This window comes from Brevibacillus invocatus (assembly GCF_003710915.1).
GTDB lineage: Bacteria > Bacillota > Bacilli > Brevibacillales > Brevibacillaceae > Brevibacillus > Brevibacillus invocatus.
This window is the reverse complement of sequence record NZ_RHHR01000049.1, coordinates 1-12,388: the sequence shown is the minus strand read 5'-3', so window position 1 is coordinate 12,388 and position 12,388 is coordinate 1. Positions and strand designations below refer to the sequence as shown.

Below are 12,388 nucleotides of genomic sequence, written 5' to 3'. Positions count from 1 at the left end.
TCGGTTTTTTATGTAAAGTGGATATGCCTGCTTTCTTGAAAGCTATTAGGTGAATATTTTTAGCCAATATGAAAAAAGGTACTTCAAAAACTAGCTTGAGAAGCGTTGCTAGACAAATAGTATAGAAAAAACAATCAATGAGAAAAATGAATAATGTACATCTACTATTAGGAAAGGAGTTTTGTCCAATGGACATTACCTTGGGAGCTGATGAGGTAATCAACCGCATCAGGCAACTTCAATCCAATGGAGATTCGCTTAGCAAAAAGCAAGTCAAGCAAAACGATCCAGAATTGATGAGAAGCGCGCTGTTTTATTTTCCAAGCTGGGAACACGCCTTGAAGAATGCGGAGAGTCTGTAAAAGAGTCATAGGTGTAGAGTAGGGACGGGAGCGTGCGCCGTCCCTTTTATTTTACTATCGGAAAGTTTAAGTGCGCTAAAGCGCTAAAAAGATTAGCGGAAGATAGTATAAGTGCAACTAAGGCTCCGCCAAAAGCTTGGCGTAGCCAAGTTTTCTAATCTGGCTTATTTTCGATGCAGATGCTGCAGCTTATCTGGATTCATCGTGTTGTAGATGGCTGCGATCGTACCATGTTCAAAGTGAAAGGATAGGGTGCAAAAGGGAACGTCTCCGGTAAAGATCACAATTCCTGGGAAGCCATTTACACTCGCGAATTCGAGAGAGAAAACGTGAATGATATCAGGCTCAGTCTGATTCTCATGGATGTGCATGCGTTCCCAATCAGCAAAGATATCATGAACGATGTCTTCCGCATTCATTACACTTCCGAGCATTCGGTATGCCAAGGAAAAACGCAAAGGTTTATAAGCTTCATAGTATGCTTCGGAGTTCATTGTTTTTCCTCACATCCTCTCTGACAGGGTTTCGTAAATAACGGATTGCGCAATGAGCGGCATGTTTGCCGCTTGCTACAGCCGCATCTGCCAGCATGCCGTGTTGACCGACCCAATCACCGGAGATGTACAAGCCGTCGACCCCTGTTTCGTCAGGAGCAGGGCGTCTGGCGGCACCGCATAGCGGAAGCGAGTGGGTAACGGTCATTTTGGGGAGAAAGCGTTCCGTAACGACAGCTTTTCGCCATCCGGGCTGTAAGGAATCTATCCATTCCTCCAATTCACGGCGATCACGCGCAGGATCGATCTGCTCGGGACTTGCCTGGTATTTCAACATATGGATGACCTGATCTCCATTTGTATTGAGCTTGGAGATTGATGAATGATTCGAGTAATAGAGGGGGCGCTGCACATGCAAGGCGAATGAACGATTGGGTTCAGGCAAATGAGTGACCACGATGTCCAGACAGCTGGCGAAGGAAGGTACCGCTTGTTCTTGCCAGTACTTCAATGTGGGGCTTTTCGGACCGTCCACCTTTCGAACCAAGCCTGCTGCCTCACCGGGAGAGAGAGCTGCGATGACAGTAGAACCATGAAGCATTTCACCATTGGAAAGCAAGATACCTTCTACTCGCTGCTCGTCGATAAGGATCGAATCGGCTTTTCCCCGCACGATTCGTACACCTTCAGATTCGGCGCGCTTTTTTAATGAATGAACGAGTGACTTCCACCCTTGGTGCAAATAATATACGCCGCCCATACTAACTTGTCCTTGCTGGATGGTGGCTCCTGCATCCAATTGTTCTGGGCAATCCGCGTACATCCACAGACGCCCCAGAGTGAGCATGAGATCTTGGGCCATGCGATCGTGTGGGAACTGTTTGCCAACCCAATCTGACCAGGACAAGCCATGAAACGATTCGACATCCATTCTCCGCAACATAAGCATGAGCTGGATGTATTTCACCTTGCTGTTCCAGGTCAGCAAGCGAGTACGAAGCAGGCTACTGAAGGTAAAGGGGAGAGGATACAAACCTTCATGAGTAGCTGCAACCCCTCCAATAGGCACCTTGCCTCCATCGATCGGAATCCATTACGAGAAATTGAGCTTAAACGCTTGCTTAATAAAAGAAAATGCGAGTATGCCGGGTAATTACCCGTGGATTACCCTTATTTTCCCGGCACGTGAAAAAACGTCTCGAGAAAAAGAAATCACGAAGCTTGACATCGGGATAGGGGCATTGTAATATACCTATAGGGGTATTGGTAAACAACATTCAAACCTCAAGCAGTACCAGCATCACCTGTAAATTTTTTTGGCTCAAATAATACCCCCGCAGGTATATAAGATCATTTGATTATACACAAGGAGTGAGGAAATGAACTTCTCAGTAGATAAGGTTCTGGATTGCAAAGGACTCGCCTGTCCGATGCCGATTGTCAAAACGAAAAAAGCCATCGAAGAGATCGCGCCTGGTCAGGTATTGGAGATGCAGGCAACTGACAAAGGCTCTGTAGCAGATATCCAGGGCTGGGCAAAAAATACCGGTCACGAATATTTGGGAACCGTCCAAGAAGGAGATCTCTACAAGCACTACCTGCGCAAGGCAAATCCGCAAGCCTCTCAAGAGAACGCCGCATTTGCCCAGACGATCACAAATGCCGAGCTGTTGAAGAAGATGGAAGCGCAAGAAAAGGTCGTCATCGTCGATGTTCGCGAGGCTGATGAATTTGCAAGCGGTCATATTCCAGGAGCCATTGCGATTCCTTACGGCGAGCTGACCGGTCGTTTGGCCGAGCTGAACCAGGACGAGGAGCTCTACATCGTCTGTCGTACCGGCAATCGCAGTGATATGGCCTGCAAGCTGCTTGCTGAAAAAGGATTTTCCAAGCTGATAAACGTCCTGCCAGGCATGTCTGGCTGGAGCGGTCCGGTTCAGAGCGGAGAATAACCGGGGAACGCAGTTGACAACATTCCATATGGGAGGGAAAAACATGCTTACAGGAATGACGGCCAAAGAAGTTGCCAAGATGGTGAAGAATAAAGAGGACCTGTTTATTCTGGATGTGAGGAATCAATCGGATTATCAGGATTGGAAGATCGAAGGAGAAAAAGTATCGAGCATCAATGTTCCATACTTTGATTTGCTCGATGGCGTAGAGGGTGTTCTGAAGCAGCTTCCAACCGATAACAAACTGCTTGTTGTCTGCGCCAAGGAGGGCTCCTCCAAGTTCGTCGCGGAACAGCTGGTAGAGGCAGGTCTGCAAGATGTTTCTTATCTAGAGGGCGGCATGAAGTCATGGAGTGAACATCTGGAGCAGGTGCTTGTCTACGCAGATGAGCAGCTGAAGGTGTATCAGTACCTTCGAATGGGAAAAGGCTGCCTGTCTTACATGGTCATCTCTGGAGAAGAAGCCCTGGTGGTAGACCCATCCCGCTTTACCGACGTCTACATGGAGGCTGCCAAGCAGGAAGGGGCAAAGATTACACACATCGTCGATTCCCACCTGCATGCTGACCATATTTCAGGTGGTAAAACACTTGCGGATCAGACAGGGGCAGCTTACTACATGATGAAGAGCGAGGGAGCTGTATTTGACTTCATGCCTTTTGAAGAGCATGATCGCATCCGATTTGCCCATGTAGATCTGCGCGTGCTGGCTGTCAAAACCCCAGGGCATACCCCAGGGAGTGTCTCCTTCTTCGTGAACGACAAGCTCTTGTTTTCAGGGGACACCATCTTTGTAGGAGGGCTGGGTCGCCCAGACCTTGGCGGCAAGGTTCAAGAGTGGGCGAAGGATCTGTATGATACCGTCTATGAGAAAATCGCGGCTATGGCCGACGATGTGATTGTGCTGCCTGGGCACTACGCCAATCTGGATCAGGAAGTGAACGCGGCGGGCTATGTAGGGGCCGAGCTGGGCGCGATCCGTGCAGGCAACGAGCTGATGAACCAACAGGATAAGCAGGCGTTCGTCGATCAGGTCGTAGCCAATGCGCAGACCGAAACACCGCCTAACTTTGAAGAGATCATTGCCATCAACCGTGGAGTCGACGTGGCCTCTCCAGAGCGTCAGCAAGAGCTGGAGATCGGCCCCAACCGCTGTGCCCTGCATCACACTCATTAAGTTTCCAATCGACAAAAATCAACCTAAAACCAACGAAAATACTGGAGGTAATCAAACATGACAAGCAACAAATTTCTCGACGCTAAAGGACTCGCTTGCCCCATGCCGATCGTACGTACCAAGAAAGCCATGAATGAGATGGAAGCCAATCAGGTTCTGGAGATCCATGTTACGGACAAAGGCTTTAAAAATGACCTGACGGCGTGGACCAAATCAACAGGCAATGAACTGGTCAAGGCTGAAGAAGAAGGCGATGTACTGAAATTCTGGATTAAAAAAGGCGAGTAAGAAAGCGGATCGCGCAGGGGTGACAAGCGTATGGATTGTTGCCCCTGCTCCTGTTTAACCCAAAAGGAAAAAGAGAATTTTCAACAGAGAGGAAGGGCTATATGGACTGGAGCTATATTCTCATGCTGTTTGCCATCGGCTTTGTCGGGTCCGCCATCTCTGGGATGGTCGGAATTGGTGGTTCAATCATCAAATATCCGATGCTGTTATACATTCCACCTGCCCTGGGGTTTGTCGCTTTTACAGCCCAGGAAGTATCGGCGATCAGTGCCGTGCAGGTCTTCTTTGCGACTCTGGCAGGGATGTTCGCCTATCGCAAAGGCGGTTATATGAACAAGCCACTCATCATCACGATGGGGACGGCCATTATTATTGGTAGCTTTCTCGGAGGCTACGGCTCGCAGTTCCTGCCTGACGAAATCATCAATCTGGTTTACGCGATTCTCGCCTTGATCGCAGCAGTCATGATGTTCATGCCCAAGAAGGGGGACGAGATAGCGGACTTTGCCAATATTCGTTTCAACAAGCCGCTCGCTGCCGTTTTGGCTGGTGTGATCGGGATTTTGTCCGGAATCGTTGGGGCAGCTGGAGCCTTTATTACCGTTCCTGTTATGCTGGTTATTTTGAAAATCCCGACGCGTGTCGCGATTGCGTCTTCCCTTGCCATCACCTTTATTTCCTCGATCGGCTCTACAGTGGGCAAGCTCATGGGAGGACATACCCTCCTGATTCCATCCCTTGTCATGATTGTAGCCAGTGTGATCGCTTCACCGGTAGGTGCCGTCATCAGCAAGAAATTGAACACCAAGGTGCTGCAGTGGATCCTGGCCCTTTTGATCACGGCAACTGTCGTCAAGATCTGGCTGGATATTCTCCTCTAGTCGCAAAAATGGCACTTCTAGGCATTGCATGAACAGGGATGTCTTGTATCATGAAAGTAGTGCAAGTGTGGGAATATCGAGAGCGGGGAGTTGAAACGTTGCTTGATGTCATATCGATTGGGCCTTTGCTGATAAAAACGACAACGATTATCTATATCCTTGCAGGCGTGCTGGGATATGGGGCGATCCTTTATCGACTGAGGCGTGAGCCATCCCTTCGAAAGCATATTGCAGAGATCATCAGTTCTGCTGCGATTTTGGCTTTGTTCACCTGGAAGTTTAGCTATGCCTTGTTCAATCCGCTAAAGGTCTGGGAAAACCCGGCTTCCCTGCTCTATTTTTCGGGTGGGGATGCTGGTGTTTGGCTCGGAGGGCTGGCCGCTGCGGTGTACATGGCGGTTCAGATCAGAAAGCGACAGCTTCCTGCAAGAGACGTATTAGAGGCCGTATTCCTCAGTGTCGTTGCGGCTTGGGGAGTGGGGCATCTCCTGCTTGGGCTTTTTGAGCAGAGAGAATGGCTGTATTACGCATCCCAGGTGGGGCTCTCCATCATCCTGTTCCTGTTTGTTGCGGCTCATTCCCCTCAAATGAAAAAGTGGGTTGCTGCTTTTGGCATCGTCGGCTTGATTGTGTGGGGGTTCCTGGACAATGGTGGTACTTCTCTTTTACCTGCCCAAGAGTCTGCCCAGGGGGAAAGAAAAGTAGGCTTGAACCAAGGAGAGCTGGCACCGGATTTTGAGCTGCGCACTTTGGACAATACCCCGATTCGTCTTTCAGAGCTGAGGGGGCAAAAGGTGATTGTCAATCTGTGGGCAACCTGGTGTCCGCCGTGCCGAGCAGAAATGCCGGATATGCAGGAATTTTACGAACAGGAAAAAGAGAACGGCGTAACCATTCTCGGGGTAAACCTGATTGAGACGGAGCAGGGACCGGAAAGTGTAGATGCTTTTCTCAAGGAGTACGGGATTACGTTTCCTGTTGTGCTGGATCAGGGCAAGCACATTTCACAGCAGTACCAGGCGATCTCCATACCGACCAGCTATGTGATTGATACGGAGGGTGTGGTTCAGTACAAGATGATCGGTCCTTTGACCAAGGAAATGATGGAAAAAATGATAGCTGCTATCGATTAAAGGGGAGTGGCGCAGTGTCCAAAAAGGTAGGGGCAATCGTACTGGCAGCTGGCAAATCGCGGCGAATGGGGACAGCCAAGGCATTGCTGGAGCTACAGGGAAAGCCGCTTTTTCGTCACGTGGTAGATCGCGCTTTTGCGAATCAGCTGGAACCGATTCTTTTGATTGCGGGAGAACACGGGGAAGCTTTTCGTCAGGTGACCAGTCCAACGTTTCCGGTGGAGATTCATCACAATCCGGATTACGAGACGGGCATGGCTTCGTCCTTGCGTGTAGGGATCATGGCAGTCAGAGGACGTGTCGATGCGGCTCTCGTATTTCTGGCGGACCAGCCGCTGGTCCCGGATGAGGTGGTCGTGTCCTTGATCGAGACCTATCAGGCTGGGTTTGATAAAGGAGTGCGGATCGTACGGCCAGTGTACGCCGGAATGGCAGGTCATCCTGTATTGTTCGATGCATCACTTTTTGATGAGCTGGAGGAGGTTACGGGCGACCAGGGAGGAAAAGAAGTGATTGGCAGACACAAGCAACAGCTGGCGACCGTCGCTTTTGATAATGAGCAATGGGGCAAGGACATCGACACTCCCGAAGAGTACCAGGATGTTCGGAACAGTCTTTAACCCGAGGAGCGAAAAATAAAAGGCTTTGTCTATTTCCGCGAGCGGTTAGACAAAGCCTCTTTGATTCATCATGCTTTAGGCACAGGCTTTAGTTCTTTGGCATGCTCCACGCCGGCTGAGATCAGATGACGCACATGATCATCGTCCAGGGAGTAGAAAACCAGCTTGCCTTCTTTACGGTATTTGGCCAGGCCCATATTTCGCAGCAACCGCAAATGGTGGGAGGTGTTCGCGATCGAGCTGCCGATGACAGCAGCGATATCGCAGACGCACAATTCGTCCTCCAAAGACAGGATGTGGATGATTTTGGCCCGTGTATCGTCTGCCAGCGCCTTGAAGATCTTTGCTACACCTTCTGATTCGGACACAAAAGGTCGTAATCGATTGACTTTTTCATCGTCGAAGCATTGAATTTCACAGACGTCGTCCTTTTCTTTGGACGCCATGAGAAATCACCTCTTATTTCTTTCATCCAATGTCCTACTATTATAGACATTCAAAGTTAAAGTGAAAAGGAAAAATGACATTTCGATGAGGTGGTAGTGTGCACCTCCTTTTTCGTGTATCATGGACATGTTTGTGGTTAGTTCGGAAAAGCATGGGCAGCGTTGTACACAGGAGGAGAAAAGCATGGATGTTCATGGCAAGTGCCCCAAATGCAAATCAAAGAAGATTGATTTCAAGGAATCGATCAATCGATTTTTATATGTGACGATCTACGCCCTCGTTTTGATGATCATCGCTTGGGTGGGAGTTCGGCTGAATGGTACACCGGTCATTTTTCTATTTCTCGGACTTTTTGGCGCTTTTGTCTTGTTTATCGTGCGCTTGGCACTGGATAAGAAGAAAATCATTCAATGTACGTGCCTGGATTGCGGAACGAAATGGCAAAGAGGCCCCAACGATCAATAAGGAATGCTATGGGTGAGGAGACTTCTCTTGGGAGGAGTCTCTTTTTTACGTTGATCAAGTGTAAAGCAATGGCGGCATCGGGGAACCATGAAGGTAGAGGAAAATGGGCGGAAAAATTCAAATCGATGCTTGAATGAATACGATGATTTCGCTAATATAATAATTAAATATACATTTGAATGTTTGGTCAATTGTAGAATGGATGGAACCATGGATGGAAGCGGGAATGGAAAGTAGGTGAGCGGTTATGTCTGGATTCGAACAGCATCTTCACGAGCAGCATCACCATGATCATGATGGAGCCTGCTGTCATGATCATCAGGAAGCACATTTAGAACCGTTTGTCGCAGCTAGCGGGGCGACGGTGTACCGCATACATGGCATGGATTGCAGCTCATGTGCCAAATCGTTGGAAAAACACATGAGGACACTGCCAGCTGTGAAGGAAGTGAACGTCAATTTTTCGACGGGAAAAATGCATATCCTGCAGGATGGTCTGGACAATAAAGCGGTGATGCAGGAGGTATCCAAAGCTGGATATACCGCCAGCATGCTCGCCAAGCGCTCTGGTGCTCAAGAGGAAGCTTCGGATCATACCGGAACGAGATTGACGGTCATCTCCGGTATCTTATTACTTCTTGGATTTATCGGTTCCTTCACTAGCATACCGGAGCCTGTACTGATTAGTCTGTGGGCGCTGGCTATTGTGATCGGTGGATTCCGCCCTGCTCGAAGCGCCTTTTATGCGATCAAGAGCGGTTCTTTGGACATGAACGTTCTGATGACAGCAGCTGCGATCGGTGCTGCCGCGATCGGTGAATGGATGGAAGGAGCTACGGTGGTCTGGCTGTTTTCATTGGGCAACATGCTTCAGGCCAGATCGATTGAAAAAACGAGAGATTCGATACGCAATCTGATGAATCTGGCTCCGTCGGAAGCGTGGGTAAAAGCAGGCGAGACCCTGACGCGCAAGCCGGTGGAAGATGTGAGCATAGGCGAGGTCATCGTCATCAAGCCCGGCGAGAAAATCCCATTGGATGGCGAGGTATGGAACGGAGCATCCAGCGTCAACCAGGCTCCGATCACGGGCGAGTCTATCCCTGTCGATAAATCGGTCGGGGATGGCGTCTATGCCGGAACGGTCAACGAAAGCGGGTCGCTGGAAGTGAAGGTGACGCGTCTCGTCGAGGATACAGCACTGTCGCGAATCATCCACCTGGTGGAGGAAGCGCAGGAGAAAAAAGCGCCGACACAGGCTTTTGTCGATAAATTTGCGGCCATCTACACCCCGATCGTGCTGGTGCTGGCCCTGCTGGTGATCGTCTTCCCGCCGCTTCTTTCCTTCGGGACGTGGGGCGAGTGGTTTTACAAGGGTCTGGAGCTGTTAGTCGTGGCTTGCCCGTGCGCACTGGTGATTTCGACGCCGGTAGCGATCGTATCGGCGATTGGCAATGCAGCACGAAACGGCGTGTTGATCAAGGGCGGCGCGTTCCTGGAGAAAGCAGGTACGATCAGCGCGGTCGCTTTTGACAAGACAGGTACGCTGACGGAAGGTAAGCCGCAGGTCAAGGAAGTGTTGATAGCAGACGGTGCGAAGGAAGAGGAGCTGCTGCGGATTGCCAGGACGGTAGAGGAGCATTCCAAGCATCCGATTGCATTGGCGATTATCAAATATGCGCAAGAACATCAGCATATGGCGATGGTAGGTGCCGATTATCGCGCGATTGTTGGGAAAGGCGCCGTGGCGACGATCGACGGCGAAACCTATTACGTGGGCAAACCGGCATTATTTGAGGAAATGGGCGTGTCGCTCACGCACTGGACCGAGCAAATAAAGACGCTGCAAAGCGAAGGCCACTCCTTGATTGTCGTGGGAACTTCCAAGCGACTCTTGGGATTGATTGCGGTCGCAGACACCATCCGCGAGATCACGGTACAGGCGATTCAGCATTTGAAGGCAAGCGGGATCAGCGAAATCGTGATGCTTACAGGCGACAACGCGGGAACAGCCAAAAAAGTAGCCGGACAGACCGGAGTCAAGCGATACGTGGCGGAGCTGCTGCCTGAACAGAAGGTGGAGGCTGTCAAAGAGCTGCAAAAAGAAGGCAGAGTGGTAGCGATGGTCGGGGATGGAATCAATGACGCCCCAGCACTCGCGACAGCGGACCTCGGAATCGCGATGGGTGGTGCCGGGACCGATACGGCGATGGAGACGGCGGATATCGTCCTGATGGCAGACAATCTGGAAAAGCTGCCTCATACGGTCAAGCTGAGCCGCAAAGCCCTGCAGATCATCAAGCAAAATATCTGGTTTTCGATCATCATCAAGCTGGTTGCTCTCGTTCTGATCTTCCCGGGCTGGCTGACCTTGTGGATGGCAGTTGTCAGTGACACAGGTGCAGCGCTTTTGGTGATCTTGAACAGCATGCGGCTGTTGAAGTACCGGGAATATTGATCCAACCAAAAAAAGAAGACAAGGAGCACAGATTTTGACTTGTGCTCCTCTCCCTTTTTATGGTATTCTTTGTTCATTCTAACACGGAAGGATGACCAACAAGCCAATGATCTACTAAGACCTATTCCAAAAAAGCAGTCGAATATGACTTAGCATTTTTCTGGATAGGATTAGTATGCATATTGGCCAAATGGATGGTGGATCCCACGTTTGTTAGGGTTCTTTGTCTTTTGCGTTCGTATGTGATACTCCTGTCCAGAAGTGAATGGATGAGGAGGTTTTTTTTATGTCTGAACTGTTTCGCAATCGATATGTCAGGGCGATCCTCTTATCCGGTCTGTTTTTGCAGATCGGGATCTGGGTACGCAACTTTGCCATTTTGCTATTTGTCATGGAGCAAACCAATGGAGATGCATTTGCAGTATCGATGATTTCGGTAGCGGAGTACGCGCCGATCTTTCTCTTTTCCTTTTTAGCGGGTACCTTTGCAGACCGTTGGAGACCCAAACGCACGATGGTCTGGTGTGAAATTTTGAGCGCCGTGTCGGTGCTTCTCGTTTTGCTTACATTTGTATTCGGTACGTGGAAAGCTGTCTTTTTTGCTACATTGATTTCAGCCATTCTTTCACAGTTTTCACAACCATCCGGAATGAAGCTGTTCAAGCTGCACGTCCCTGCTGAGCAGCTGCAGACAGGCATGTCCGCTTATCAGACTTTGTTTGCCCTGTTCATGGTGCTCGGACCGATACTGGGAACGTTTGTCTTCCAGGCACTCGGACTGGAAATCGCGATGGTAATTACAGCCGTGGCGTTCTTGTGTGCGGCTGCAGTACTGTACTTGCTTCCGCCGGACCCTGTCGAGGAGAAATCGACGGAGAAAAAGACAGTCATTTTAGAGGAGATGGCCAGTGGGCTTCGCTATGTGAAATCAAACCGCGTACTGACTTTGCTCGGGTTTTGCTTTGCGGGAGCGGGTCTCGGACTTGGACTCGTGCAGCCTTTGGGGATTTTCCTCGTGACCGAACGTCTTGGCTTGCCTAAAGAAAGCTTGCAATGGCTGCTCATGGTTCAGGGAATCGGGATGATAACCGGAGGAGCGCTGGCGATGGCCTTTGCGAAATCTGTAGCACCGCAAAAGCTGCTGGTGATTGGTATGCTGGGAAATGCGATCGCACTGAGCGTCTCCGGAATTTCCACCATGCAGTGGCTGACGCTTTCTGCCAATCTGCTCAGCGGGCTGCTCTTGCCTTGTATTCAGATCGGGATCAATACGATCATCATGAAATATACAGAAGGGGCGTTCATTGGCAGGGTGAACGGAATCTTGACGCCGTTGTTCACGGGCTCGATGGTGCTTACGATGAGCGCTGCTGGCAAAATGAAGGAGTATTTCTCCCTGCTGACCATTTACCAGACCTCGGCGATTCTGTTCTTGATCGGGATGATGTTTATCGTTCCGCTCATTCGCTCGGCAAAAGTACCAATTGCACAGAAAAACTAAACAAAAGCTTGCCCCGTATGGTTTTATGGGGCGAGCTTTTTTTCAGTTCAGCAAGTCATGCTCAAAAAAACATAATCCTTTGAATACCGTTAATTCATTAACATTTCTACCATGATTTGATGTGCAATAATGGCAATAAGAAGGTTGTACATATGTTCGAGCAAGGGAAGGGGGTACTTTTTCCAGTGTCAAGGTTGCTGTGAAAAAGTGCAGCAATTATATTTTAAAAATTCATAATAGAATCAATTTCATAAATCTGAGCCCTACGGGCTCAAGGTTTTTTGAGCATAGAAAAAGGAGTACCTCCCCAAATCTCTAATAAGTTAAGTACGACCAAAACTTATGAGAACTGGAGGTGACTCCCAATGTCCATTATAAGACAAGGAAGCCTGTTTGATATACAAGAATTATTCGATTTAGAACCTCCCAAACGATTTGGAGCGATTTTTTCCACCCTTGACATCGATCCGATTCTTTGTGTTATCTCCAAAAAGTCGATCTATGGAGCTCCTACTGAGTTGAATTATGTTGCTATGCTGTATTCTTTGGTCGCTCGAATCTTAGAACGGATTCCAACTGTTAAATATTTACGGAAACGGCTTAAAGAGACCAG

General features: G+C 49.3%; 12 protein-coding genes and 2 pseudogenes. 11 read left to right on the top strand and 3 right to left on the bottom strand.

What is annotated here, in order from left to right:
- Nucleotides 1-188: 188 nt before the first annotated feature.
- Entirely contained in the window at nt 189-362 is a 174-nt protein-coding gene (locus EDM52_RS24855) for a hypothetical protein (RefSeq protein WP_183185273.1), read from the top strand.
- Between the two features lie 386 nt (nt 363-748).
- Here EDM52_RS24855 and EDM52_RS21760 read toward each other — a convergent pair.
- Nucleotides 749-856, bottom strand: a pseudogene (locus EDM52_RS21760) (sigma factor); the annotation flags it as partial.
- Entirely contained in the window at nt 834-1,925 is a 1,092-nt protein-coding gene (locus EDM52_RS21755; RefSeq protein ID WP_183185271.1) for an FAD-dependent oxidoreductase, read from the bottom strand. The pseudogene EDM52_RS21760 and the gene EDM52_RS21755, both read right to left, overlap by 23 nt.
- A 310-nt stretch (nt 1,926-2,235) precedes the next feature.
- Between EDM52_RS21755 and EDM52_RS21750 the strand changes: the two genes are divergently transcribed.
- The 6 genes from EDM52_RS21750 to EDM52_RS21725 all read left to right on the top strand — a co-directional run bounded on the left by EDM52_RS21750 (nt 2,236) and on the right by EDM52_RS21725 (nt 6,907).
- On the top strand, nt 2,236-2,808 hold the full coding sequence (locus EDM52_RS21750; RefSeq protein WP_122911031.1) for a sulfurtransferase TusA family protein: 573 nt from the start codon (nt 2,236-2,238) through the stop codon (nt 2,806-2,808).
- Nucleotides 2,809-2,851: 43 nt separating this feature from the next.
- Entirely contained in the window at nt 2,852-3,985 is a 1,134-nt protein-coding gene (locus tag EDM52_RS21745; protein WP_122911030.1) for an MBL fold metallo-hydrolase, read from the top strand.
- Nucleotides 3,986-4,042: 57 nt separating this feature from the next.
- A complete protein-coding gene (locus EDM52_RS21740; protein WP_122911029.1) occupies nt 4,043-4,273 on the top strand; it encodes a sulfurtransferase TusA family protein in 231 nt (76 codons plus the stop codon).
- Between the two features lie 101 nt (nt 4,274-4,374).
- Entirely contained in the window at nt 4,375-5,154 is a 780-nt protein-coding gene (locus tag EDM52_RS21735; protein WP_122911028.1) for a sulfite exporter TauE/SafE family protein, read from the top strand.
- Nucleotides 5,155-5,204: 50 nt separating this feature from the next.
- On the top strand, nt 5,205-6,287 hold the full coding sequence (locus EDM52_RS25295; RefSeq protein WP_245997276.1) for a TlpA disulfide reductase family protein: 1,083 nt from the start codon (nt 5,205-5,207) through the stop codon (nt 6,285-6,287).
- A 14-nt stretch (nt 6,288-6,301) separates the two neighbouring features.
- On the top strand, nt 6,302-6,907 hold the full coding sequence (locus EDM52_RS21725) for a nucleotidyltransferase family protein (protein WP_122911027.1): 606 nt from the start codon (nt 6,302-6,304) through the stop codon (nt 6,905-6,907).
- 68 nt (nt 6,908-6,975) lie between these two features.
- Here EDM52_RS21725 and EDM52_RS21720 read toward each other — a convergent pair whose 3' ends face one another.
- Nucleotides 6,976-7,353: an ArsR/SmtB family transcription factor gene (locus EDM52_RS21720; protein WP_122911026.1), complete on the bottom strand. Its 378-nt coding sequence runs from the start codon at nt 7,351-7,353 to the stop codon at nt 6,976-6,978.
- Nucleotides 7,354-7,474: 121 nt separating this feature from the next.
- On the opposite strand from EDM52_RS21720, the gene EDM52_RS21715 reads away from it, so the two are divergent.
- The 4 genes and pseudogenes from EDM52_RS21715 to EDM52_RS24990 form a co-directional block, all read left to right on the top strand.
- Nucleotides 7,475-7,819 carry a hypothetical protein gene (locus tag EDM52_RS21715; protein ID WP_245997275.1) on the top strand — a complete coding sequence of 115 codons (345 nt, stop codon included), beginning with the start codon at nt 7,475-7,477 and terminating at the stop codon, nt 7,817-7,819.
- Nucleotides 7,820-8,066: 247 nt separating this feature from the next.
- Nucleotides 8,067-10,274, top strand: a complete 2,208-nt coding sequence (locus EDM52_RS21710) for a heavy metal translocating P-type ATPase (RefSeq protein WP_122911024.1) — start codon at nt 8,067-8,069, stop codon at nt 10,272-10,274.
- Nucleotides 10,275-10,560: 286 nt separating this feature from the next.
- Complete coding sequence (locus EDM52_RS21705) at nt 10,561-11,775, top strand: MFS transporter (RefSeq protein ID WP_122911023.1); 1,215 nt, start codon at nt 10,561-10,563, stop codon at nt 11,773-11,775.
- Nucleotides 11,776-12,140: 365 nt separating this feature from the next.
- Nucleotides 12,141-12,388: pseudogene (locus EDM52_RS24990) on the top strand (IS5/IS1182 family transposase); the annotation flags it as partial.